Annotated in this window: 20 protein-coding genes; 8 read left to right on the top strand and 12 right to left on the bottom strand. The window is 72.4% G+C overall.

All coding sequences use genetic code 11. The annotated features are described in order from the left end of the window. Window positions 1–45: 45 nt before the first annotated feature. Together ACZ6I3_RS33775 and ACZ6I3_RS33770 are read left to right on the top strand one after the other, a co-directional pair. Window positions 46–1,281 (top strand): exo-beta-N-acetylmuramidase NamZ family protein, encoded by a 1,236-nt coding sequence (locus ACZ6I3_RS33775; RefSeq protein WP_469419873.1) that lies wholly within the window; start codon window positions 46–48, stop codon window positions 1,279–1,281. Window positions 1,282–1,387: 106 nt separating this feature from the next. Then, window positions 1,388–2,704, top strand: a complete 1,317-nt coding sequence (locus tag ACZ6I3_RS33770; RefSeq protein ID WP_469419872.1) for a serine-threonine protein kinase — start codon at window positions 1,388–1,390, stop codon at window positions 2,702–2,704. Window positions 2,705–2,732: 28 nt separating this feature from the next. On the opposite strand, the gene ACZ6I3_RS33765 is transcribed toward ACZ6I3_RS33770, so the two are convergent. Next, on the bottom strand, window positions 2,733–5,531 hold the full coding sequence (locus ACZ6I3_RS33765; protein WP_469419870.1) for a penicillin acylase family protein: 2,799 nt from the start codon (window positions 5,529–5,531) through the stop codon (window positions 2,733–2,735). A 264-nt stretch (window positions 5,532–5,795) separates the two neighbouring features. Between ACZ6I3_RS33765 and ACZ6I3_RS33760 the strand changes: the two genes are divergently transcribed. Together ACZ6I3_RS33760 and ACZ6I3_RS33755 are read left to right on the top strand one after the other, a co-directional pair. After that, on the top strand, window positions 5,796–6,401 hold the full coding sequence (locus ACZ6I3_RS33760; RefSeq protein ID WP_469419869.1) for a hypothetical protein: 606 nt from the start codon (window positions 5,796–5,798) through the stop codon (window positions 6,399–6,401). Window positions 6,402–6,475: 74 nt separating this feature from the next. After that, window positions 6,476–7,213: a 3-keto-5-aminohexanoate cleavage protein gene (locus ACZ6I3_RS33755; RefSeq protein ID WP_469419868.1), complete on the top strand. Its 738-nt coding sequence runs from the start codon at window positions 6,476–6,478 to the stop codon at window positions 7,211–7,213. Window positions 7,214–7,267: 54 nt separating this feature from the next. Here the strand turns inward: ACZ6I3_RS33755 and soxR are convergent, their stop codons facing one another. Continuing rightward, window positions 7,268–7,732, bottom strand: coding sequence for a redox-sensitive transcriptional activator SoxR (soxR, locus tag ACZ6I3_RS33750; protein ID WP_469419866.1), 465 nt, complete (start codon window positions 7,730–7,732; stop codon window positions 7,268–7,270). 101 nt (window positions 7,733–7,833) lie between these two features. On the opposite strand from soxR, the gene ACZ6I3_RS33745 reads away from it, so the two are divergent. Further along, entirely contained in the window at window positions 7,834–8,295 is a 462-nt protein-coding gene (locus ACZ6I3_RS33745) for a MaoC family dehydratase (RefSeq protein WP_215122445.1), read from the top strand. Here the strand turns inward: ACZ6I3_RS33745 and ACZ6I3_RS33740 are convergent. From ACZ6I3_RS33740 to ACZ6I3_RS33730, 3 genes are all read right to left on the bottom strand, one after another. Then, window positions 8,286–8,930: a TetR family transcriptional regulator gene (locus ACZ6I3_RS33740; protein WP_469419864.1), complete on the bottom strand. Its 645-nt coding sequence runs from the start codon at window positions 8,928–8,930 to the stop codon at window positions 8,286–8,288. The genes ACZ6I3_RS33745 and ACZ6I3_RS33740 overlap by 10 nt on opposite strands. Before the next feature lie 70 nt (window positions 8,931–9,000). Then, the gene (locus tag ACZ6I3_RS33735) at window positions 9,001–9,252 is read right to left on the bottom strand and encodes a YiaA/YiaB family inner membrane protein (protein WP_469419863.1); all 252 of its coding nucleotides are present in this window, start codon (window positions 9,250–9,252) and stop codon (window positions 9,001–9,003) included. Window positions 9,253–9,311: 59 nt separating this feature from the next. Further along, the gene (locus tag ACZ6I3_RS33730; RefSeq protein ID WP_469419862.1) at window positions 9,312–10,463 is read right to left on the bottom strand and encodes an acyl-CoA dehydrogenase family protein; all 1,152 of its coding nucleotides are present in this window, start codon (window positions 10,461–10,463) and stop codon (window positions 9,312–9,314) included. A gap of 92 nt (window positions 10,464–10,555) precedes the next feature. Here ACZ6I3_RS33730 and ACZ6I3_RS33725 point away from each other — a divergent pair, with 92 nt between their 5' ends. The 3 genes from ACZ6I3_RS33725 to ACZ6I3_RS33715 all read left to right on the top strand — a co-directional run bounded on the left by ACZ6I3_RS33725 (window position 10,556) and on the right by ACZ6I3_RS33715 (window position 13,280). After that, window positions 10,556–11,197 (top strand): TetR/AcrR family transcriptional regulator, encoded by a 642-nt coding sequence (locus tag ACZ6I3_RS33725; protein WP_261683994.1) that lies wholly within the window; start codon window positions 10,556–10,558, stop codon window positions 11,195–11,197. Between the two features lie 46 nt (window positions 11,198–11,243). Beyond that, on the top strand, window positions 11,244–11,954 hold the full coding sequence (locus ACZ6I3_RS33720) for an ArsR/SmtB family transcription factor (RefSeq protein WP_469419860.1): 711 nt from the start codon (window positions 11,244–11,246) through the stop codon (window positions 11,952–11,954). Window positions 11,955–12,314: 360 nt separating this feature from the next. Next, a complete protein-coding gene (locus ACZ6I3_RS33715; protein ID WP_469419917.1) occupies window positions 12,315–13,280 on the top strand; it encodes a DMT family transporter in 966 nt (321 codons plus the stop codon). Here ACZ6I3_RS33715 and ACZ6I3_RS33710 read toward each other — a convergent pair. The 7 genes from ACZ6I3_RS33710 to ACZ6I3_RS33680 form a co-directional block, all read right to left on the bottom strand. Then, window positions 13,269–14,660, bottom strand: a complete 1,392-nt coding sequence (locus ACZ6I3_RS33710; protein WP_469419859.1) for an MFS transporter — start codon at window positions 14,658–14,660, stop codon at window positions 13,269–13,271. The genes ACZ6I3_RS33715 and ACZ6I3_RS33710 overlap by 12 nt on opposite strands. A 191-nt stretch (window positions 14,661–14,851) precedes the next feature. Next, window positions 14,852–15,934 (bottom strand): Zn-dependent alcohol dehydrogenase, encoded by a 1,083-nt coding sequence (locus ACZ6I3_RS33705; RefSeq protein ID WP_469419858.1) that lies wholly within the window; start codon window positions 15,932–15,934, stop codon window positions 14,852–14,854. 22 nt (window positions 15,935–15,956) lie between these two features. Beyond that, window positions 15,957–17,345 carry an aldehyde dehydrogenase family protein gene (locus tag ACZ6I3_RS33700; RefSeq protein WP_469419857.1) on the bottom strand — a complete coding sequence of 463 codons (1,389 nt, stop codon included), beginning with the start codon at window positions 17,343–17,345 and terminating at the stop codon, window positions 15,957–15,959. A gap of 110 nt (window positions 17,346–17,455) precedes the next feature. Beyond that, the gene (locus ACZ6I3_RS33695; protein WP_469419855.1) at window positions 17,456–18,790 is read right to left on the bottom strand and encodes an ABC transporter ATP-binding protein; all 1,335 of its coding nucleotides are present in this window, start codon (window positions 18,788–18,790) and stop codon (window positions 17,456–17,458) included. A 182-nt stretch (window positions 18,791–18,972) separates the two neighbouring features. After that, a complete protein-coding gene (locus ACZ6I3_RS33690; protein ID WP_469419854.1) occupies window positions 18,973–20,397 on the bottom strand; it encodes a class F sortase in 1,425 nt (474 codons plus the stop codon). After that, window positions 20,384–20,965: a hypothetical protein gene (locus ACZ6I3_RS33685; RefSeq protein WP_469419853.1), complete on the bottom strand. Its 582-nt coding sequence runs from the start codon at window positions 20,963–20,965 to the stop codon at window positions 20,384–20,386. Before ACZ6I3_RS33685 ends, ACZ6I3_RS33690 begins: the two co-directional genes overlap by 14 nt. Before the next feature lie 93 nt (window positions 20,966–21,058). Continuing rightward, a complete protein-coding gene (locus tag ACZ6I3_RS33680; protein ID WP_469419851.1) occupies window positions 21,059–22,354 on the bottom strand; it encodes an MFS transporter in 1,296 nt (431 codons plus the stop codon). Window positions 22,355–22,381: the final 27 nt, after the last annotated feature.

Here is a 22,381-nt window from a genome sequence, read left to right as displayed (position 1 = left end):
CATACCGTGCCCATGCCGACCGTCCCCGCTCAAGGAGGTCACCGCATGCGCCCTTCCAGACGAGCCGTCCTCACCACCGCCACGGCGGCAGCCGTATCAGCCACCTCCACCGCATCCGCCGCGCAGCGCCGAAGGCACCCGCGCACCGGCTTCGAACGACTCGCCCAGGACGGCTACGCCCTGCTCGACGGCCAGAAGGTCGGCATCGTCACCAACCCCACCGGCATCACCCGCGACGTCCGCCACATCGTCGACGTCATGCACGAGGACGACCGCGTCGACCTCACCGCCGTCTTCGGCCCCGAGCACGGCTTCCGGGGCACCGCCCAGGCCGGCGGTTCCGAGGGACGCTACGACGACCCGGCGACCGGCCTGCCCGTCTACGACACGTACCTCAAGAGCGGCCGCCCCCTCGCAGACATCTTCACCGCGTCCGGCGTGGACACGGTCGTCTTCGACATCCAGGACGTCGGCGCCCGCTTCTACACGTACATCTGGACGCTGTACGACTGCATGGAGGCCGCACAGCTCGCCGGCAAACGGTTCGTGGTGCTGGACCGGCCCAACCCGGTGACCGGCCGGACGGCCCTCGGGCCCGTGCTGCACAAGGAGTTCGCCACGTTCGTCGGACGGCAGCCCATTTCCCAGGCCCACGGGATGACGGTCGCGGAGCTGGCGCGGCTCTTCAACGGCGAGTTCCTGACCGAGCCCGTACCGCTGGAGACCGTGGCGATGTCGGGCTGGAAGCGCTCGGAGTTCTACGACGCCTCCGGTCTGCCCTGGGTGCCGCCGAGCCCGAACATGCCGACGCCGGAGACGGCCCTGGTGTACTCGGGAACGTGTCTGTTCGAGGGCACCAACCTGTCGGAGGGGCGGGGCACGACCCGGCCGTTCGAACTGCTGGGCGCGGAGGGCGTCGACCGGCGCTGGGCGGGCAGGGCCAACGAACTCGGGCTGCCCGGCGTGCGGTTCAGGGAGGCGTACTTCGCGCCCACCTTCTCGAAGTTCCAGGGCAAGACGATCGGCGGCGTACAGCTCCATGTGCACGACCGGGCCGCGTTCGACCCCGTGCGCACGGGAATCGCCCTGCTCGTGACCGCCAAGCAGGTCTGGAGCGGTTTCGCCTGGCGCCCCGACCACTGGATCGACAAGCTCACCGGCTCCACGCGCGTGCGCACGATGATCGACGCGGGCGCGGACACCGACGAGGTCGTGGCGGGGTGGCAGAGCGAACTGGCGGTGTTCCGGCGGATGCGGCGGAAGTACCTCGTGTACCGCTGAGCAAGGCATACGGCCCCCAATGCGCCCGTGACGTATGGCCAAGCCGCCCCGTTGGCAGGACGATACGCCCAGATCGCGGCGTCACCCGGGGGCTAGGGGGCCTGTCATGGCGGATCCGGCGATGAGTGTGACTCCCTACTGGGAGCTGACCTTCGACGCGGACGGGGACCCGGCGGGCCGCCAGCGGGACCGGTTGCTCGCCGGGGTGAGCGAACGGAAGGTGCGCGACCTGATCGTCTTCGCGCACGGCTGGAACAACGACCGCTCGGGCGCCACCCGGCTCTACGACCGTTTCCTCGCGCCCGTCCCGCGGCTGGCCCCGGCGGCCCGGGTCGGGTACGTCGGGGTGCTGTGGCCGGCGATGCGGTTCGCCGACGAACCGATCCCGGACCTGCCACGGGCCGTGGCGGCCGAGGCCCCCGGGCGTCCCGTGCTCGACAAGGACACGCGGCACGCGCTGCTAGAGACCTTCCCGGGCCGGGCGATCCTGGTCGACCAGATCGCGCGGCTGCTGGAGCAGCAGCCGGCGGAGGAGGCCGAGCTGGAGGAGTTCGGGCGGCTGGTGCGGCTGCTGGTGGAGGTGGTGGCGCCCGGGCCGCAGGAGCTGTTCGCGGCGGACACGGTGGCGGAGGGCGTGCCGCAGAGCGAGCCGGAGATGTTCACCGGAACCTCGGCGGCGGCCTGCGAGGAGTACGCGCAGGCGCTCGCGGAACTCGAAGCGTCCGGCGCACGGCGGGACTTCAGGCTCCCGAACCCCTGGGACGGTGCGCACGAACTGCTGCGGCAGGCGACGTACTACGCGATGAAGCGACGCGCGGGAACCGTCGGTGAGCGCGGTCTCGGCCGGGTCGTCGGGCAGCTCGCGGCGGCGGCGCCGGGCGTGCGCGTGCACCTGGTGGGGCACAGCTTCGGCGCGCGGCTGGTGTCGTTCGCGCTGCGCGGACTGCCCGAGGGCGTGCGCACGGTGAAGTCCGTGACACTGCTCCAAGGGGCGTTCTCGCACTACGCGTTCGCGGCCCGGCTGCCGCACGACGCCCGCGCCGGAGGGGTTCTCCAGGGGCAGCAGAACCGCGTCGACGGCCCCCTGGTGTGCTGTCACTCCCGGCACGACACGGCCCTCGGCACGATCTATCCGCTGGCGTCGCGGATGGCGGGCGACAGCCGCTCGGTCGCCGGCCTCGACCTGAGCCGGGCCCTGGGCGAGAAGTGGGGCGCGATGGGCTGCGGCGGGGCGCGGGCGGTACCGGGCACGCGCGCGTACACCCTCGCCAAGGCCCTGAAGGCGAAACTGCCCGCCTCGGGGTGCGTGAACGTCGACGTGGCGGCGGTGGTCAGACGCGGCGGGCCGCCGGCCGGGGCACACAGCGACATCCTGCACGAGGAGCTGGCGAGGCTGGTACTGGCGGCGGGCCGCGTGCGCTGACCCGCCGCCTGTTCTCAGGGCCGCCGGGTCAGCGGTGCGAGGTGAACTCCACGACCTGCTGGTAGGTCGGCCGGTTCTGCCAGCTGATCTTGCCGTGCTTGATGCCGCCGAGGGTGCGGTGGATGACCGAGTCGGCGCACCACTGGTCGCCCGCCGAGCACTGGTCGTCGCCGGGGTAGACCTGGGCGGCGGTCTTGCCGGCCGCCTCCTTCAGGGTGCTGACGAGGATGTCCCGGCAGGCGCCGAGGCTGCCGTCGCCGCAGTACTTCCGGGCGAGCGGGCCCCGCACCTGCTCGCCGAGCACGGCCCGGATGTCCTTGTCGACATAGCTCCACCAGCCGTACTGGAAGGAGCTTCCGGCGTGCCCGCCGGTCGGTCCGTGGGCGGCCGACGGGGACTCGTCCACGGGCAGGTTGGCGGTCATGGCCTCGTACAGCTCGCTGCCGAGGCCCGGTTCGAACTCGGCCTTGACCAGCCGCGGCCACCAGGCGTCCAGGATGCGGATCGCGTCGGCGTCGGCGTACTTCTTGGAGCCGGCCGAGGTCTCCGTGCGCTTGGAGCCGGCCGCGACCCAGGCCTGGAGCTTGCTGACGGCAGCGGCGGTGGCGGAGTCGGTGACCGGTGAACCGGTGACGACCTTCAGCAGCCTGGGCAGGACGTCCTCCGCCCGCAGATCGGCCGTCCCCGCGTCGGCCATGGCCTTCACCAGCGAGGCCCGGGTCACCCCGCCCTGCTGGACCAGCTTCTTCACCCGGTCCTCCAGGAGGTTGCCGCGGTGCACGGACCCGTTGCCCCAGGGCGCGGTCGTGTAGTCCTCGGCCTGCTTGTTGTTCCAGGAGATGTAGTAGTCCTGGTCGATCGAGTTCGGGTGGGCGGAGGGCGGGGTGTAGTCGGCCGTGTTGGCCGCCGGGTCCCAGCCCCGCCACTCGTACGCGGGCCGCGCCCACACCGGGAACTCGGCGTCGACGCCGTTCGCGCGCACCGGGTTGTCGCCGCTGTTGTAGTACGCGGTGTGCTCGGAGTCGGCGTAGAACCAGTTGAAGGTGTAGTTGATGTGCTGCACCGCCTTCTGGAAGGACTCCGGACCCTTGACGTAGCCGGGGTCGTTCAGCATCTGGAAGCCGATGATGGAGTCGGCCTCGTGCATGAAGGACGAGCGCAGGGTGGTGTAGGCGACCTTCTTGCCGCCGACCGTCGCGCGGTACTCGACGGGGCCGTACTTCGTGCGCCAGACGCGCATCGTGTACGAGCCGGCCGCGGTGCCGTCGGCCGTGGTCGGCTTCCAGGCGTTCTTCTGCTCGATCTTCTCCATCGGCGTGCAGGTGCCGCGGTACAGGTAGTGGTAGTCGTCCTGGCACAGTTCGACGGCGTAGGTGTCGATGATGTCCTGGCCGGAGGTCGTGGCGCTCCACGCGTAGTCCTGGCCGCGGCCGAGTTCCACGTACATGCTCAGGCCCGCGAAGGAGGCGCCGCGGGCGCTGATGCCCGGGCCCTGGATCTCCTGGAGCAGCAGCAACTGGGGGGCGAAGTAGCCGGTCTGGGGGCCGAACACGGCGACGGGGTGGCCGCTGGCGGTGTGCTCGCCGCCGACCACGAGGGCGTTGGACATGCCGCGCTTGGCGGACGAAAGGGCCGTCTTGGCCGCCTCGGCGGACGCGCCGGTGGCACCGGCCGCCGCGGCGCTGCCGGTGCGGTCGTACACGAGCGGCTCCGGCTCCACCGAGCCGGCGTCGGGCAGGGCCGTGCCCTGCGGGTCGTCCGGCTTGGTCGCGTACGGGAAGCTGCCGTCGTGGACGGTGAGGACGGCCTCCGGGTCGTTGCGCTCGCGGAAGGACTCCCAGACCTTGGTGCCCTCCACCACGCCGTACTTCTCCTGGGCGGCGAGCAGCGAGAGCGCGTTGTTGACCTCGCCGCCCCCGCCGGACCCGAACAGCGCGCCGATGACCGAACCCAGCGCGACCAGGTCGGTGATCTTGAAGTGCTCGATCGTCCCGGCGTTGGTGACGGAGTCCTTGTGGCCGGTGAGGACGTACTCGCCCGGGAAGTAGCGGCCGCTGTCCGAGGCGTCGATGTAGGAGTTGATGCCGTCGAGATAGGCCGTGGCGTCGGCGAGGGCCTGCTTTCCGCGCTCGCCGTTGGTGGCGACGGCGTTGTCGATCTGCGCCTGGAGGTCGGCCTCGGTGTACGGGGCGTGCCGCCAGAACTGCTGCTCCAGGCCTTGGTTGGAGGGCGCGCCGCCGGCGAAGGCGGTCAGCTGTCCGCGACCGACGTGCCGGAAGACGTCCATCAGCCACAGCCGGTCCTGGGCGGCCGCGTAGCCCGCCCCGAACTCGGTGCCGTACCGGGTGGTGCCGGTGATGTGCGGCACGCCCGTCTTCTTGTCACGGACGATCGTCACGTCGGCGCGCCCGGCGGGCTTGACGGTGGAGGCGACCTGATCCGCCGGGACCCCGAAGGACGCGTCGTTGAAGAAGTTGTTGATCTTGTCGTTGGTGAGGCCGGTGTAGCCCTTGGCGAGGTTCGCGTAGGGCCCGAGCTGGTCCTCGGCGTGCTCGGGCTGGGTGCCGAAGGCCTGGTTGAGGAGGATCTGGGCGAGGGTGGCGTTGCCGTTCTGGCCGGGCGGGAGGATGTCCGAACACTGGTTCCCGCAATAGTCGTTCGCGGCGGCCGCGACCTGCGCGGTCGGCGTTTCCGCGGCGGCCGCCGGGGCAAGCGGCGACAAAAGTCCTGCGATCAGGGCGCATACCGAAGCGGTCTTCAGGAACCCGGGGATTCCCCGGGGAGTTCTCATTCTGTCGAGAACGGTGCGTGGGGTACGCCGTGACATGTGGGGGGCTCCTCCCGAGGGGGTGGCCGGATGTTACCGCCGGTATCCCCGGGTTTGAAGATGAACAAGCGTCACTTCTTGGAGTCAGCACAACAGGCACACGGACCACGGGAGTCGACTCGCGAGCCTCTTAGGACGGCTTATGGAGGGCATTTGAAATCGGATGGAGCCGATTCGCTTGTCGATACGTCTATTCGGCGACGTCCGTACGACGACGCCGAAGTGACCGGATTACAGGTGCAGGTGTGACGGAGGTGCAGGACGATGGCCGGTTTCCGGAGTCTGGCGAGACAGGTCCGCGATCCGCGGTGCGATCTGGCATTGCGGCGCTATTCGCTGCGCAAGTGCCTTGAGAGGTTCGCCCCTTACGGGCACAGGGCGACCTGGGACCATTTGTGCTCCCGGGCAGGGTTCGGTCCCGAGGACCGGTCCCCCGATCCAGTGCGGCTCGTGGCCGCACTGGACGAGCTGGAGGAGGCGCGGGCGGTCTGGCTGGCCTACGAGGTCGAGTTCGCCGAGCGCCGCAAGAAGGAGAAGCACGACGGACTGCGCCGGCCGGGCAGCGTGGACGACTGGCACCGGCTGACCTGGGGCGGTTTCGGCGTGGCGTGGTGCGACGATCCGGCGGTCCATCCCCGTGAACCGCTGGCCGAGGTGCTGCGCCGGCTGATCGCCGCGCTGGAGCGCGAACCGGGCTCGGCGTGCCCGGTGTGCGGCGGGGAACAACTCGCCTGGAAGTACGACCTGGACCACGAACCATCGGCGGGTCCGGTCTGCACGGACTGCGGAATCCTGGTACCGCGTCCCGTGCTCACGCCCGAGTCCCTGGCGTTCGCCAGGCGGGCGAGGCCACTGTTGATGTCGGCTTGACGAACGCGGGTGCGCGGGGGGTGCGCCGGGGATGCCGCACCCCCACTGTCGGTGGTGGCTGAGACCATCGGGACATGGTGCAGGTGTGTCTGAACGGAGCGCGGACAGCCGCCGACGGTGCGGCGGTGCCGCTGTCTCCCGAGGCGATGGCCGAGTCGGCGGCGGAGGCCGTCGCGGCCGGGGCCACGGATGTCCATGTCCATCCCAAGACGCCGTGCGGGCGGGACACGTTGTCGCCGCGGGTGCTCGCGGTGACGCTGGAGGCGATGCGGGCGCGGGTGTCGGTGCCGGTCGGGGTGACGACGGGGGCGTGGGCGGAGCCGGACCCTGCCGCCAGGCTGGAGCGCGTCCGGGGGTGGACCGTGCTGCCCGACCACGCCTCGGTCAACTGGCATGAGCCGGGGGCGGAAGAGGTGGCTGCCGCGCTTCTCGATCTCGGGGTGGAGGTGGAGGCCGGTATCTGGTCGGGGACGGACGGGGCGGAGCGGTTCGCCGCGTCTTCTCTGGGGCCGAGGGTGTTGCGGGTGCTGGCGGAGGTGACGGACACGGGTGCGTCGAGCGCGGTGGCTTCCGCACGGGCGTTGTTGTCCGACATCGGATCCGCGCATGGCCGTCCTGTGCTGCTGCACGGGGAGGACGGGGGTGCGTGGCCGGTGCTGCGGCTCGCAGGGCGACTGGGGGTGGCTACGCGAGTCGGGCTCGAGGATGTCCTGGTCCTGCCGGACGGGAGGTCGGCCCGGTCCAATGCGGAGTTGGTGGTGGCGGGGTCGGGTGAGTACGCGCGTGGTCAGGCGGCGGGCACTCGGCGTTGATGCCGGGGCCGGGTGGGTGCGCGGCCCGGCGGAGCGGGGTGCCGCTGGGGCGCGTTACCCCCGCCCCTTGTCGACCATCAGGCGGGAGCCCGTGCGGCGTTCGCCGAAGGCGTCGTCCGGGTTGGAGAGGACGCAGCCTTCGAGGGAGAGGCAGCCGCAGCCGATGCAGTCGGTGAGGTGGTCGCGCAGGCGGTTCAGCTGCGCGATCCGTTCGTCCAGTTCGGAGCGCCAGGCCTCCGAGAGGTGCGCCCAGTCCTCCTTCGTCGGCGTCCGCTCCTCGGGGAGTTCCGCCAGCGCCTCGCGGATCGTCGCCAGTGGGATGCCGACCCGTTGCGCGGCCCTGATGAAGGCGACCCGGCGGAGCGTGTCACGTGCGTAGCGGCGCTGGTTGCCCGAGGTCCGGCGACTGCCGATCAGGCCCTTGGCCTCGTAGAAGTGCAGCGCGGAGACGGCCGCGCCGCTCCGCGCCGCGAGCTGGCCGACCGTGAGCTCATGGATCTGCTCTGGAATCTGGGGCACCCATCGAACCCTACCCAGTCCGTTGACACGACCCCCCGCGGCCGACCATGCTAAGCAGTCGCTTAGAGAAACAGCTTCCCTGACATGCGAGAGGCCGGGACATGGCAGAGCCGAGGATCTTCACGTCCGTCGACGACCTGAAGTCGGCGGTGGGCGAGCAGTTGGGGTACACCGACTGGCTCGACATCGACCAGAAGCGGGTCGACCTCTTCGCGGAGGCCACCGGTGACCACCAGTGGATCCACGTCGACCCCGAGAAGGCCGCCGCGGGCCCCTTCGGCACGACCATCGCGCACGGCTATCTGACCCTGTCGCTGCTCCCCCTCTTCGGGCCGCAGCTGATCGCTGTCGAGGGCGTGAAGATGGGTGTCAACTACGGAACGAACAAGGTGCGTTTCCCCGCGCCCGTGCCGGTCGGTTCCCGGCTGCGCGCGACCGCCACGATCACCGGCGTCGAGGACGTGACCGGCGGTGTCCAGGTCACGGTCGCCTTCACCCTGGAACGCGAGGGCGGCGACAAGCCCGTCTGCGTCGCCGAGTCCGTGGCGCGCTACTACTTCTGAGCCGGCGCCGTTTCCCCGGCTCCGACCATCCGCAGCACGAGGTCGGCGTACAGCGCGCCGACCTCGTCCGGCGTCCACGGCCCGTCGACGTTGAACCAGCGGGCCACATCGATGCAGAGGGAGAGCACCGCGAGGGTGGTCCCCTTGACGTCGAGTACGTCGAACTCGCCCGACGCCACGCCGTCCTCGATGACCGCGTGCACCTCGTCGTCGCACTGGCGGCGCAGCGCGAGGATCTCGGCCCGGGCGTCCGGCCCGAGCGAGTCCAGCTCGTACTGGACGACCCGGGCGGTGGTGCGCCCGCCGGCGTGCCAGCGGACGAAGGAGCTGACCGCGTCGGCCAGGCGCTCGCGGGCGCTGCCCTCGCGCCGGGCCGCGGTCCGCAGGATCTCCAGGGCCTTCGCGTGCCCGATCCTGCTGATGCGGTGCAGCAGCTCTTCCTTGGTCTTGTAGTGGATGTAGAGCGCGGCCGGGCTCATTCCGGCGCGACCCGCGATGTCACGGGTCGTCGTGGCGTGGTACCCGCGCTCGGCGAAGGCCTCCACCGCGGCGATCAGCAGCCGTCGCGCCGCGTCGGGCGTGACCTCGCCCCACGCCTGCGCCTCGCCGCCGGCCGTCTCCTCCGCCGTACCCATCACGTGCCCCTCTCCACTGGCAGGTGCACCACCATACCGCCGAAGGTGAGCGGTCGCTTAGTGCGGCCGCTCAGTGCTTCTCGAAGGGGGCGTACGCGGGCGCGGTTGCCGCCGCCCCGTCCTGCCGGTCCCGCATCACCTTGGCCAGGGTGAAGGCGGAGGTGACCAGGTACAGGACGGCGATGGCGAGGAAGCCCCGGACCCAGGCGTCGGCGCTCAGCTGGTAGATACCGATGGCGGTGGCTGCCATGGCCACGGCGAACGAGGCGACGGCCTGGCCGTAGAAGGCGGCGGTGTTCTGCTTGCCCGGTGTGTCACTCATGGGGACAAGCTTCGGCCGAAGTGGCCCGTGCCACATCCGCCAGCGTACTCAGAAGGTACTCAGAATGCCGAAACCCCCGTCAGGGCGCGCCCGATGACCAGCTTCTGGATCTGGCTGGTGCCCTCGTAGAGGGTCATGACACGGGCGTCCCGCAGCAGCTTGCCCGCCGGGTACTCGTCGATGTAGCCGTAGCCGCCGAAGACCTGGAGCGCGTTGTTCGCGGCCCGGACGGCCGCCTCCGAGGCGAACAGCTTGGCCTTGGACGACTCGACGGCGAACGGCTGCCCCCGGTCGATCAGATCGGCGACCCGCCACGTCAGCAGCCGGGCGGCGTCGACGTCCACGGCGATGTCGCTGATCAGCTCCTGGACGAGCTGGTGCTGAGCGATGGGCTTCCCGAACTGCTCGCGCTCGCCCGCGTAGCGCACCGCCGCGTCCAGCGCGGCCTGGGCTATGCCGACACAGCCCGCGGCGACCGACATCCGGCCCTTGGCGAGGGCGGACATGGCGATGGAGAAGCCCTTGCCCTCCTCCCCCAGCAGCGCCGAGGCGGGCACGCGTACGCCTTCCAGCACCAGTTCGGCCGTGGCCTGGCCGCGCAGCCCCAGCTTCCCGTGGATCGTGCGGCGCGTCAGGCCGGGAGTGTCGGTGGGGACCAGGAAGGCGGAGACGCCCTTGTGGCCCGGGGCGTCCGTGGAGCGGGCGAAGAGCAGGACGACATCGGCCCAGGTGCCGTTGGTGATGAACATCTTGGTGCCGCTGATGACGTAGTCGTCTCCGTCCCGTACGGCCCGGGTCGCGAGGTTGCCCGCGTCCGAACCCGTGCCCGGCTCGGTCAGGCCGAAGCAGCCGACCGCCTCGCCGGACGTGAGCCCGGGCAGCCACTGCCGCTTCTGCGCCTCGCTCCCCCAGACGGCGACGGTCTTGGCGACGAGCCCCAGCGAGACGGAGACGATGCCGCGCACGGACGAGTCGCCCCGGCCCAGCTCCTCCGTGACCAGGCAGTACGCGAGGTGGTCGCCACCGGAGCCGCCGTACTCCTCGTCGACCGTCAGGCCCAGGAAGCCGACCTCGCCGAGCTTCTTGACGAGTCCGCGGTCGACTTCCTCGGCGCGGTCCCAGGCGATGACGTTCGGGGTGATCTCACGCTCCACGAAGTCCCGCGCGAGCTGCCGGACCGCGGTCTGTTCCTCGCCGAGTTCCAGGTTCACCACACGTCACCCCAGGGAAGCCGTACGTCGTTGAAAGCCGCACCTTTAAATTAGCAGTGCTAGTTTCCAGGCGCAGCCCTACTATGTGCGCCATGGCCCGACCGCGCAAGCCCTTGCTCTCCACCGACCGGATCGTCGAGACGGCCCGCGCGCTCGTGGACGCCGAGGGCCTGGCGGCCGTCTCCACTCGTCGGCTGGCCGCCGAACTCGGGGTCAGCGGGCCCTCGCTCTACAACCACTTCCGCACCAAGGACGAGATCCTGGAGGCGGTCGCCGACTCGGTGAGCGGCCAGGTGGACCTGACGATGTTCGAGGACGGCCGCGACTGGCGGACCGCGCTGCACGACTGGGCCGTCTCCTACCGGGCCGCGCTGCGCGACCACCCGAACATCGTCCCGGTGCTGGCCCGCGGCCCCGGCCGCCGCCCGGCGGGGCTGCGTCTCGCGGACGCCGTCTACGGCGCGATGGTCGCAGCGGGCTGGCCGCCGGCGCAGGCCACGTCCATCGGCGCGCTGATGCGGTACTTCGTGATGGGCTCCGCGCTCGGCTCCTTCGCCGGGGGCTTCGTGGACGACGCGAGCGCCTACGACCCCGCCGACTACCCCCATCTCCAGCAGGCCCATCTCCTCGCCGAGCAGCAGGAGAAGATCGACGAGCGGGCCTTCGAGACAGGACTGACGGCTCTGCTCGACGGGCTGGCACGGCAGTACGAGCAGGTGCGGCGGACCGCGTAGGCACACTTCGGCGGCGGCCGAACGGTCCGTGTTCCATGCTGGGGCCATGACGACGAGGGATCCGCGGGCCACGGGCCTGGCACGGCTCGCCGGGCTGTTCGCGGACGAGACCCGGGCCGCGTGTCTGCTGGCGCTGCTGGACGGGCGGGCCTGGACCGCGAGTGAGCTGGCGCGGCACGCGGGTGTCGCCGCGTCGACCCTGAGCGAGCATCTGAGCAGGCTCGTCGCGGGCGGGCTGCTCACCGAGGAGCGGCAGGGCCGGCACCGGTACGTCCGGCTGGCCGACGCGCGGGTCGCGCAGTTGCTGGAGGACCTCGCCGCGCAGGTCGCGCCGGGCACGGCCGTACGGCCGCGGAGCCTGCGGGAGTCGAGCGCCGGGTCGGCGATGGCCCGGGGGCGCACCTGCTACGACCATCTCGCCGGGCGGCTCGGCATCGCCGTCACCGACGCGCTCACGGCACGCGGGCTGCTGGAACAGGACACCGGGTTCGCGCTCACCGACACGGGCGTGGCGTGGTTCGCGTCGGCCGGTATCGGCCTCGAACGGCGGGGCCGGCGGCCGTTGGCCCGGGCCTGTCTCGACTGGACCGAACGCCGACCGCATCTCGCGGGCGTCGCGGGCGCGGCCCTGTGCCGGCACGCCCTCGACACGGGCTGGTGCGTGCGCATCGGCTCCGAGCGTGCTGTGAAGGCGACGGCGGCCGGTGAACGGGCCCTCTTCGAGCTGCTGGGCGTGGAGGCGGCGGCGCTGCGCTGAGCCCTGGCCGGGCCGGGCCCGGCGACGCACGCGTCCATCGCAACGCCCGAGGTGCAGCGCCTTGGTGGGTGCCTGGGTGGCATGGCACGGCGCAGCCGGCGCACCGCACCGGACGCGACGCCCTGGTCGGGGCGTGGCGCCTTCGGCGGGGGCGCACCGGCCGAAGGCGCTCCCGCCCACCGCTCACTCGACGAGGCGCAGCGCCTTGGCCAGGCCCGGCATGGCCACACGCCCCCGGCCACCGAACCACCCGAGCCCGCCCTCGGCCCCCGGCCCGCACCGCCGCTCCCTCCCGCCCCAGCACCTCGTCCGAAATCCGCGAGCGTCCGTTCCGGACGCGCCCCTAGCCTCTGGAGCATGATGAACACCTCCCCGTCCCGCCCCGATCGCCGGGCCGAACTGCTGGCCGCCGGTGCGGCCGCGGTCACCGTCGTGTTGTGGGCGTCCGCCTTCGTCTCGATCCGCAGTGCGGGGGACGCGTACTCGCCGGGCGCGCTGGCACTCGGGCGGCTGCTGGCCGGGACGCTGACGCTCGGGGTGATCTGCCTGCTGCGGCGCGAGGGACTGCCGCCACGCACGGCCTGGCGCGGGATCGCGATATCGGGGCTGCTGTGGTTCGGCTTCTACATGGTCGCCCTCAACTGGGGCGAGCAGCAGGTCGACGCGGGCACGGCCGCCCTGGTCGTGAACACCGGGCCGATCCTGATCGCGCTGCTCGGTGCCCGGCTGCTCGGGGACCCGATGCCGCCGCGGCTGCTGGCGGGGATGGCGGTGTCGTTCGCGGGTGCGGTGACGGTGGGTCTCTCGATGTCGGGCGAGGGTGGGTCCTCGGTGCTCGGGGTGGTGCTGTGCCTGCTGGCGGCGGTCGCGTACGCCGGTGGTGTCGTGGCGCAGAAGCCGGCGCTGGGCTCGGCGAGTCCCTTGCAGGTGACGACGTTCGGGTGCCTGGTCGGCGCGGTGCTGTGTCTGCCGTTCGCCGGGCGGCTCGTCCAGGAGGCCGCCGACGCGCCGGCCTCCGCGACGCTGAACATGGTGTACCTGGGCATCTTCCCGACCGCACTCGCCTTCACGACGTGGGCGTACGCCCTGTCCCGGACGACCGCGAGCCGGATGGGCGCGACGACGTACGCGGCGCCCGCGCTGGTCGTCCTGATGTCCTGGCTGTTCCTCGGCGAGGTGCCGGGGCTGCTCACCCTGGTCGGCGGTGTGCTGTGCCTGGCGGGTGTCGCGGTGTCCCGGTCCCGGTCGCGGGCGACGGCTCGGGGCGGGGCTCCGGGAGCGGCTCCGGAGCCCCGGCCCGGGGAGGCCGCGGACTCAGCCCGCTGACTCGGCCTCCGCCGCTGACTCGGCCTCCGCCGCCGGCTCGGCGGCCGGCTCGGCCGCCGGTTCCGCCGCACGCGCCCGGTCCGCGAGGACCTTGATCGAGACCAGTGAGATCACCGAGAGCACGATGATGTAGCCGGAGACGGCCATTGACGTGCCCGTCGCCTCCAGCAGCAGCACCATGACGAAGGGCGCGAGCCCGCCGCCGGCGACGGCCGCGATCTGGTAGCCGAGGGAGGCGCCGGTGTAGCGCATCTCGGGCGTGAACAGCTCGGCGAACAGGGCGGCCTGGGGGCCGTACATGATGCTCAGGAAACAGCTGGCGACGAACGTGCCGACCGCGAGCCACAGCAGCGAGCCGGTGTCGATCAGCAGGAAGAGCGGCACGGCCCACAGCGCGATGCCGACCGCGCCGAGGGCGTAGATCCGGATGCGGCCGACGCGGTCGGAGAGCGCGGCGGCGGCCGGGATCAGCACGAGCTGGGTGAGGCTGACGCAGAGCGAGACGGTCAGCACCGCGCTCTTCTTCATGTCCAGCTCGCGGGTCGTGTAGTCGAGGACGCCGGTGATCAGGATGTAGAAGGTCGCGGTGTTGACGGCGAAGGAACCGCCGGCGAGGAGCACCGTGCCGAGGTGACCGCGCAGGATCGTACGCAGCGGCGAGCTCTGCTCGGTCTTCTCCTTCTCCGCGAGGGCGCGTTCGGCCTCCCGGAACGCGGGGGTCTCCTCGACCTTGGTGTGGATGTACCAGGCGAGTCCGAGGACCAGCAGGCCGACCAGGAACGGCACGCGCCATCCCCAGGCGGCGAACGCCGAGTCGGTGGTGAGGGCGCCCGCGGCCAGGAAGACCGTGTTGGCGGTCACCACGCCGATGGGGACGCCGAGCTGGACGACGCTGCCGTAGACACCGCGCTTGCCCTCCGGGGCGTACTCGGTGGCCAGGAGCATCGCCCCGCCCCACTGGGCGCCGACGGCGACGCCTTGGGCGACGCGCAGCAGGACCAGCAGGATCGGGGCCGCGACGCCGATCGTGTCGTACGTCGGCAGCAGGCCGATGCCGGTGGTGGCCACGCCCATCAGCGTGAGGGCGAGGACCAGCATCGGCTTGCGTCCGCGCTTGTCGCCGAGGTGGCCGGCGACGATGCCGCCGATGGGGCGGGCGAGGAAGCCGACGGCGAAGGTGGCGAACGAGGCCAGGACGCCGGCGGTGGGGCTGCCCGCGGGGAAGTAGAGATCGCCGAGGACGAGCGCGGCGGCGATGCCGAAGACGAAGTAGTCGTACCACTCGACGGCGGAGGCGAGCGCTGCCGCGGTGGCTACCCGGCGGCGGTTGCCGGCGGCCGGGGTGGTGGTGGCGGGCTGAGCGGAAGGTGCCGTGTCCATGCGGTGCACGCTCCGGTGGGTGCGGGGACGGAACGGGGGGTGGCTCGGGTTCCGGGAACGTACTGACCGGACGGTATGTACGTCAACGGGTCGCGCACCAGGACTTTTACCTGTACTTGGCACCGACCGCGCGGGCGGGCATGCCTGAGGCCCCGGCCTCGCGCGGAGGCCGGGGTGGCGGGAGCGCCGGGCTAGAAGACGACCAGGGCCCGGCCGCCCTTGCCCGCGAGCATGTTCTCGAACGCGGCCGGGATGCCCTCCAGGGAGATCCGCTCCGTCACCAGCGCGCTCAGGTCGAGGCGGCCCGCCCGGACGTGTTCGGCGAGCACCGGGAGGTCCTCGGCCGGGTCGGAGTTGCCGTAGACGCAGCCGGAGAGGGTGCGGCCCCAGTGGAAGATCTCCAGGGCGTTGAATGTGACCTGCTGGTCCTTCCCGCCGATGCCGACGACCGTGGTGCGGCCGCCGCGCCGGGTGGAGTCCCAGGCCGTGCGGATGGAGACCGCGCGGCCGGCGCACTCCACTGCGACGTCGACGCCCTGTTTGGCGGTGAGGGCGCGGATCTCGCGCGCGGTGTTCTCGGAGGCGATGACGTAGTCGGTGGCGCCGGCCGCCCGGGCCAGTTCCTCCTTCTCGGCGGACACGTCGACCGCGACGATCTTCGAGGCGCCCGCGATCCGCGCCGCCTGGAGGGCGGCGAGGCCCACTCCCCCGACACCGAACACCGCGACCGTCTCGCCCGGCCGCACCCGCGCCGAGTGGTGGACGGCGCCGTAGCCGGTGAGGACGGCGCAGCCGAGGAGGGCGGCGTCGGTGAGCGGGACGCCCTCGGGCACGGGCAGGACGCAGGCGGCGGACACGACCGTCTCCTCGGCGAACGCGGCGACGTTCAGGCCGGGGTGGAGGTCGGTGCCCCCGGTGGTGCGGGCATAGACGTCGCCGGCGCCCTTCAGGGCGTTGGCGCACAGCCAGACCTCGCCGAGCGAGCAGGCGTGGCAGGCGCCGCAGGACGGGGCCCAGTTGAGGACGACCCCGTCTCCGGGCGCGATGTGACCGACGCCCTCGCCGACGGCGACGACGGTGCCGGCGCCCTCGTGGCCGAGGACGGCGGGGACGGGGACGCGCATGGTCCCGTCGGACAGGGACAGGTCGGAGTGGCAGACCCCGGCGGCGGCGAGCCGGACACGAACCTGTCCGGGTCCGGGGTCCGGCAGGTCGATGCCGGTGATCTCCAGCGGGGAGCCGACGGCGGGCAGAACGGCGGCGCGGACAGCCATGACGGAAGGGACTCCCCTGGTTCTAGAACTGGAGGGACTTGGTCTGGAGGTACTCGGCCAGGCCGTGCACGCCGAGCTCGCGGCCCACGCCCGACTGCTTGTAACCGCCGAAGGGCGCGAGGGGGTTGAACCGGCCGCCGTTGATGTCGACCTGGCCGGTCTCCATCCGGCGCGCGAAGGCCACCGCCTCGGACTCGTCACCGGCCCAGACGGCGCCGGCCAGGCCGTAGACCGTGCCGTTGGCGATGCGCAGGGCGTCCTCCTCGTCCTCGTAGCGGAGGATCGACAGGACCGGGCCGAAGATCTCCTCCTGGGCGACGGTCATGTCCGGGGTGACGTCGGCGAAGACGGTCGGGCTGACGAAGTACCCCTTCTCGCGTGGGGATTCGGGGCCGCCCGCGACCAGGCGGGCGCCTTCCGCCACGCCCTTCTCGATGTAGCCGCGCACCCGTGCCCGCTGCTTGGCGTTGACGACCGGGCCGATGCGGTCGCCGTACTTGGCGGCGGCCTCGGTGGCGAGTCCCACCGCCTCGTCGTACTGGTCGCGGTGGACGAGCATGCGCGTCCAGGCGCTGCAGGTCTGCCCGGAGTTGGACATGACGTTGGCGACCCCGACGTTGACCGCCTTGGCCAGGTCGGCGGTGGGGAGGATGACGTTGGCGGACTTGCCGCCGAGTTCGAGGGCGACCTTCTTGACCTGCCCGGCGGCGATCGCGGCGATGTGCCGGCCGACGGCGGTGGAGCCGGTGAAGGAGACCAGGTCGACGCCGGGGTGTTCGGCGAGGGCCTGGCCGGCGACCGGGCCGAGGCCGGTGACCAGGTTGAAGACGCCCGCCGGGATCCCGGCCTCGTGCACCGCTTCGGCGAAGAGGCGGGCGACCAGCGGGGTGTCCTCGGCGGGCTTCACGACGACCGTGCAGCCCGCCGCGAGGGCCGGGGCGACCTTGGCGACGATCTGGTGCAGGGGGTAGTTCCAGGGCGTGATCGCGGCCACGACACCGACCGGCTCGTGGTGCACCACCGAGTTGCCGGTCTTCTCCTCGAAGGCGTACGTCGCCGCCAGCTCCGCGTAGGAGCCCGCGACCGCGATCGGCACGCCCGCGTGGACGGCCTGCGAGAACTTCAGCGGCGAGCCGAGTTCGGCCGTGACCGTCTCGGCGATCTCCTCGGCGCGGGCCACGAGCACGTCCCGGAGGGCGGCCAGGCGGGCCGCGCGCTCGGCGGGCGGGGTCGCGGCCCAGTCCGCGAGGGCGGCGCGGGCGGCCCGTACGGCGGTGTCGACGTCCTCGGCGGTGCCCGCCGGGACCGTGGCGATGACCTGCTCGTCGACCGGGTTCACGACCTCGATCACATCCTGGCCGGCGGCCGGGCGCCAGGCGCCCCCGATGTACATGCCGTCGTGTGCCTTCATCGCGCTTCCTCCGGGGCGGGGCGTCGTCGTCCGGCACATAAACTAGCGACGATAGTTTTCGGGCGCCAGACGTCCCGGTCGTGGGTGCCCGGTCATGGGTGTGCGGCTGCTCACCTTTCCAGGTCGGGCAGGCGCGCCGGGTGCGGACAGATGCGGTCGCCGTTCTGGTCGAAGACGAACAGGTGGGCGAGGTCGACGAGGAGCGGCACCTGCATGCCGTGGCGGAGGGCCAGGTCCGGGGTGGTGCGGACGATGAGGTCCCCGGGCAGGCGGGGTTCGGCGGGGGCGGGGGCGGCGGCCTCGGGGTGGTCCAGGGCGACCACGGGTCCGGCCCGCCCGGCTCCGGACCGCTCCCGCAGCCGGGTGAGCACCGAACCCTCGCGGCGGCGCCGCCGGGCAGGGCGGCCGGGGCGAGGACGCGGGGCCTCCAGGTCGGGGACGACGGCGGGGCTGGAGCCGGTGTTGAAGTGGACGAGGATCTCGTGCCCCTGGAACTCCACGTGCTCGACCAGGCCGGTCATCGGCACCTCGCCGGGACGGGCCGAGGAGTGCTTGGCGATCCTCACGGCTTCCGAGCGCAGGCCCACGATGACCTCGCGGCCCTGCTGGACCCGCAGCAACTGGTGGTCCAGGGAGAGCGGTTCGGGCAGGCGCAGGAACTGCTTGCCCAGGCTGATGGTCATCGCGCCGTCCAGCGGGGCGCGCACCAGGCCGCGCAGCAGGTTGATGCGCGGGGTTCCGATGAACGCGGCGACGAAGACGTTGCTGGGCAGCGCGTACACCGCGCGCGGGCTGCCGGCCTGCTGGAGCACACCGCCGCGCAGCACGGCGACCCGGTCGCCGAGCGACATGGCCTCGGCCTGGTCGTGGGTGACGTAGACCGTGGTGACGCCCAGCTCCCCGGTGAGCTGGGCTATCTCGGCGCGCAGATGGGTGCGGAGCTTGGCGTCGAGGTTGGACAGCGGCTCGTCCATCAGAAAGGCGGAGGGGTGGCGGGCGATGGCCCGGCCCATGGCGACCCGCTGGCGTTCGCCACCGGAGAGCTGAGCGGGCAGGCGGTCGAGGAGGTCCTCGATGCCCAGCATGCGGGCGGTGGCGTCCACGCGGGGGCGGGGGTCCGTGCCGGGGTCCTCGATGCGCAGCGGGAAGCCGATGTTGGCCCGGCCGGTCATGTTCGGGTAGAGGGCGAAGTTCTGGAAGACCATCGCCATGTCCCGGCCGGACGGCGGCAGGTCGTTGGCGTACTCGCCGTCGAGCAGCAGCTCGCCCTCGTCGATCTCCTCCAGCCCGGCGATCATCCTGAGCACGGTCGACTTGCCGCAGCCGGACGGGCCGAGCAGCACGAGGAACTCGCCCGGGGTGATGTCCAGCGACAGCCGGTCCACCACGCGGGCGCCGCGCGGGTAGGCCTTGCTCACGTCGTGCAGGGAGATGGCGCGTGTCATGCGTGCCCCCGAGGGGTCTACAGGGCGCTGGTGCTCCGCGGGCCGGAAGCCCCGTACGGGTCGAACGGGGCTGTGGGTCACGGAAGTTAACGGAATGTGTGCGGCCGGGGGAAGACACCGGGCGGGATCGGGGGCTCCGGTCCAGCTGATGAGAAGGCGGACGGCCCGATTCGGCCAGGGCGTCAGCGGACGGCGGTGAGATGGGCGAAGACCACGACGTTCCCGGAGTAGCCCTTCCTGCGGTCGTACGCACCGCCGCAGGTGATCAGGCGCAACTCGGGGCGGCCCCGGGAGCCGTACACCTCCTGGCTCGGGAATCGCGCCTTGTCGTACGACTTGATGGCGTCGACCGTGTAGACGGCGATCCGCCCGTCGGCGCGGCGGGCCTTGACGACCCGGCCGCGCTCCAGCTCCGTCAGCCCCGCGAAGACGGCGGGACCTCGGTCCGTGTCGAGATGGCCTACGGCGACGGCGGTGCCCTGCTCGCCGGGCGAGGCGCCGTGCTGGTACCAGCCGACCAGTTTCGGTCTGTCCTCCGGGGGCGCGGTGAGACGGCGTTCGCGGTCGAGGCCCAGGGGCATGATCGGGGCGTCGACGCGGAGGTAGGGGATGAGGAGGCGGGTGGCTCGGGAGGGGGGTAGGGGGCTGGGGGTCGAGGGTCGGGTGCGGGTCGGCTCGGGGGTGCCGGGTGAGGGGCTCTGGGGCAGTGCGGGTCGGCTTTCGGTACGGGACGCGGATGGGGATGCGGATGGGGATGCGGATGCGGATGGCTGCGGCGTGCCGGGGGCTCGGGAGAGGCCGGGCCGGGCGGACGGGGAGGCGGAGGAGTCGCCCGGGAGGGCAGAGGGCGCGGCGGAGCGCTTGGGGCGGGCAGTGGTGGTGCCCGCGTCGTCCGAGGGAGTGACCGGGGCGGTACCGAAGTCGCCCGGCAGGGCGGCCGCGGCGGCTCCGGCGGAGCCGGTCGGGAGAGCCGTGACCGTTCGGCCGGGCGCGTCGCCCGGGTCCCAGCAGACACCGAGCAACAGCAACGAGAAGGCCACGGCGATCGTCCGGGTCAGCCGATAGGCACGCGTCCGGTACCAGGGCCTACGAGGCCGCCGGGGCCATCCCGGGGGGCCGCCTCGGGCCCCACCCCGGCCTCCGGCCCCACCGGCCCCCGCCCCACCCCTTCGCCGGCCCACGGGCCCGGGGGCGGCACCAGTGCCGGTCCCACGCCGGGCGGAGGTGGCGACGGATCCGGAACCGGCCCCACGCCGGGCCCCCGGAGCGGCAACGGTTCCAGGCCCGGCCCCACGCCGAGACACCGAGGAGGCCGCAGCCCCCGACCCAGCCTCACGCCGCCGCACCGGACCAGCACCGGAACTGGAACCGGAACCGGAACCGGACCGTCGAACCCTCGGCTCAGCCGGCCCCGCTCCAGCCCCACGCCGCCGCCCCGCCGAGCCCGCACCATCGCCCGCCCCGGCCCCACGCCGCCTCACCGGAGCACCGTCAGAACGAGAACCAGCCCCGCGCCGAACCCCCGACTCAGCCACAGACCCCGCCCCGGGCTCGCGCCGCCCCACAGGAGCGGCGCGATACGCGGAAGGTGTCCTACGCCGCGCCATCAGGGCGGCGGCGGAGGCGGAACCAGACCGCTCCGGCGACGGCGGCCAGGCCGACGGCGGCGGCGCCGGCGACCGGTGTGAAGGCCTCGGCACGGGCGATGCCACCACCGCCCGCCGGCGCACCGCCGTTCGGGGTGATGGTGGCCTTGGAGTCCGGGCAGGAGACCTGGAACACCTTGAACTTGCCCGCGCCGTGGGCCCGGTCGGTGAGCCACGTCAGCTTGTACTGTCCGTTGGGCAGGTCGATGAGCGGACTGCGGCCCGCGCCGGCCGCGTCGAGGGTGACCGAGCCGCTCTTGGCCGGCACCTCGGGCAGCGCCTGGATGGTCCAGTTGACCGTCTCGCCGGCCTCGAAGTCGAACGCGGCGAGGTAGAAGTCGCAGACCTTCGGATCGTTGCGCCGATCACCGGCTGCCGTCTCGGTGGCGTGGATCTTGACGTCCCCGTTGTCCCCCGGAGCGGCGACAGCGGGCACCCCGCTCAGGGTGGTCCCGGCGAGGGTGAGAGCGGCGAGGACGGCGGTGCGGGTGCCGGCACGGCGTGCGAGGGGTACGACGGGCATGAACATGCCTCCAAGTCAGATGATTTTCATACAAACACCTCGTCACCTGACTATCTGCCACATGTCACCCGGAAACGCCGGAGCAGCGCCCACGACGCGTCAGATGTCGCTCTTCCGGCCCAACGGCATCCCGTTCCGGCGGGGTTCGGGATCCTCTCCGCCTGCCTCCTCCGGTTCCTCCGGTTCCTCCGCTGCCTCCGGCTCCTTCGGCTCCTCCGGCTCCTCCGGCTCCCGCGGCGACCGCACCGCGACCCCCGACGACAGCAGCAACAGCACCCCCAGCATCACGAACGGCGCCGCCACCCCCGCGACCCCGGCGATCAGCCCCGCCGCGGCGGGCGCGGCGACCTGGCCGAGCCGGTTGCCGGTCAGCCGCAGGGCCAGAGCCGTGGAACGGGCCTCGTCGGGTGCGGCCTGGACGACCGTCGTCATGGACAGCGGCTGCCCGACGCCCAGGCAGAAGCCGAGCAGGACGAGCAGCAGCCCGAGCGCCCACACCGGCACCGGCAGGGCGATGCCCGCGCACAGCAGGGCCGCCAGCAGACACGTCACGGTGAGCAGCATGGTCCGGCCGACCAGCCGCAGCAGGGGCGTCAGCACCAGACGGCAGGCGATGGTCGCCGCCGCGCGCAGGCTGAGCAGGACGCCGATCACGGCCGGCGCGATGCCCCGGTGCTCGCCGACCACCGGGAGGTACGCGGTGAGGATGTCGGTCGCGGACAGCACGGCGAGGCTGATCAGGATGCCGGCGGGCACGCCCCGGGTGCGCAGGATGCTCCGGACCGGGACGCGGTCGCCCTTGTCCGCGCGGGACGTGGCCGCCGTACGGCGGTGCTCGATGCGCCACAGCGAGGTGAACGCCACCGCGGCCACCGCGCCCGCCACGACCAGGGCCAGCGCGCTGGTGCCCGCCATGTCCTCGCCGCCGATCAGCGCGCCCGCCGCGATGGGCCCGACCAGCTGGCCGAGCGCGGCGCCGATGGTGAAGTGGCCGAAGTTGCGGTCCTGTTCGTGCGGCGCGGACTGGCGGGCGACCAGGGACTGGGAGCCGATGACGAAGCAGAGGTGGCCGAGGCCCATCACCCCGCTCCACAGGGCCATCGTCACCAGGGAGTCGGCGACACCGCTGAGGGCGCAGCCGCCGGAGATGAGGACCACGCCGAAGGGCAGCAGGGGCGCGCAGCGGCCGTGGTCGGTACGGCGGCCCAGGGGGACGGCGGCGAACAGCGGCAGCAGCGCGTACACACCGGCGATCACACCGACGGCGCGTTCGTCCGCGCCCAGCGCGAGGGCCCGGTAGGAGACGGCGGGCCGGGCCATCGACACCGCCGCCTGCGCGAAGCTGAAGGCGATGACGAGGCGGAGCAGCCAGCCACGGTTCCCACCGGGCCTCACGAGGTACTCCAACGGAGATCGGACAAG

The sequence above is a fragment of the Streptomyces sp. NPDC041940 genome (genome assembly GCF_055589465.1).
The sequence above is the reverse complement of the archived record's forward strand: the minus strand, read 5'-3'. Positions and strand labels throughout refer to the sequence as shown.

What these genes read in the sequence shown, in the direction of transcription:
- ACZ6I3_RS33765 (WP_469419870.1), bottom strand. Translation starts at nt 5,531, where the DNA reads ATGTCACGGCGTACCCCACGCACCGTTCTCGACAGAATGAGAACTCCC.
- ACZ6I3_RS33690 (WP_469419854.1), bottom strand. Translation starts at nt 20,397, where the DNA reads ATGGCGCGGCGTAGGACACCTTCCGCGTATCGCGCCGCTCCTGTGGGG.
- ACZ6I3_RS33705 (WP_469419858.1), bottom strand. Translation starts at nt 15,934, where the DNA reads ATGGCTGTCCGCGCCGCCGTTCTGCCCGCCGTCGGCTCCCCGCTGGAG.
- ACZ6I3_RS33755 (WP_469419868.1), top strand. Translation starts at nt 6,476, where the DNA reads ATGGTGCAGGTGTGTCTGAACGGAGCGCGGACAGCCGCCGACGGTGCG.
- ACZ6I3_RS33715 (WP_469419917.1), top strand. Translation starts at nt 12,315, where the DNA reads ATGAACACCTCCCCGTCCCGCCCCGATCGCCGGGCCGAACTGCTGGCC.
- ACZ6I3_RS33775 (WP_469419873.1), top strand. Translation starts at nt 46, where the DNA reads ATGCGCCCTTCCAGACGAGCCGTCCTCACCACCGCCACGGCGGCAGCC.
- ACZ6I3_RS33700 (WP_469419857.1), bottom strand. Translation starts at nt 17,345, where the DNA reads ATGAAGGCACACGACGGCATGTACATCGGGGGCGCCTGGCGCCCGGCC.
- ACZ6I3_RS33740 (WP_469419864.1), bottom strand. Translation starts at nt 8,930, where the DNA reads ATGGGTACGGCGGAGGAGACGGCCGGCGGCGAGGCGCAGGCGTGGGGC.
- ACZ6I3_RS33770 (WP_469419872.1), top strand. Translation starts at nt 1,388, where the DNA reads ATGGCGGATCCGGCGATGAGTGTGACTCCCTACTGGGAGCTGACCTTC.
- ACZ6I3_RS33735 (WP_469419863.1), bottom strand. Translation starts at nt 9,252, where the DNA reads ATGAGTGACACACCGGGCAAGCAGAACACCGCCGCCTTCTACGGCCAG.
- ACZ6I3_RS33720 (WP_469419860.1), top strand. Translation starts at nt 11,244, where the DNA reads ATGACGACGAGGGATCCGCGGGCCACGGGCCTGGCACGGCTCGCCGGG.
- ACZ6I3_RS33725 (WP_261683994.1), top strand. Translation starts at nt 10,556, where the DNA reads ATGGCCCGACCGCGCAAGCCCTTGCTCTCCACCGACCGGATCGTCGAG.
- ACZ6I3_RS33695 (WP_469419855.1), bottom strand. Translation starts at nt 18,790, where the DNA reads ATGACACGCGCCATCTCCCTGCACGACGTGAGCAAGGCCTACCCGCGC.
- ACZ6I3_RS33760 (WP_469419869.1), top strand. Translation starts at nt 5,796, where the DNA reads ATGGCCGGTTTCCGGAGTCTGGCGAGACAGGTCCGCGATCCGCGGTGC.
- ACZ6I3_RS33710 (WP_469419859.1), bottom strand. Translation starts at nt 14,660, where the DNA reads ATGGACACGGCACCTTCCGCTCAGCCCGCCACCACCACCCCGGCCGCC.
- ACZ6I3_RS33745 (WP_215122445.1), top strand. Translation starts at nt 7,834, where the DNA reads ATGGCAGAGCCGAGGATCTTCACGTCCGTCGACGACCTGAAGTCGGCG.
- ACZ6I3_RS33685 (WP_469419853.1), bottom strand. Translation starts at nt 20,965, where the DNA reads ATGTTCATGCCCGTCGTACCCCTCGCACGCCGTGCCGGCACCCGCACC.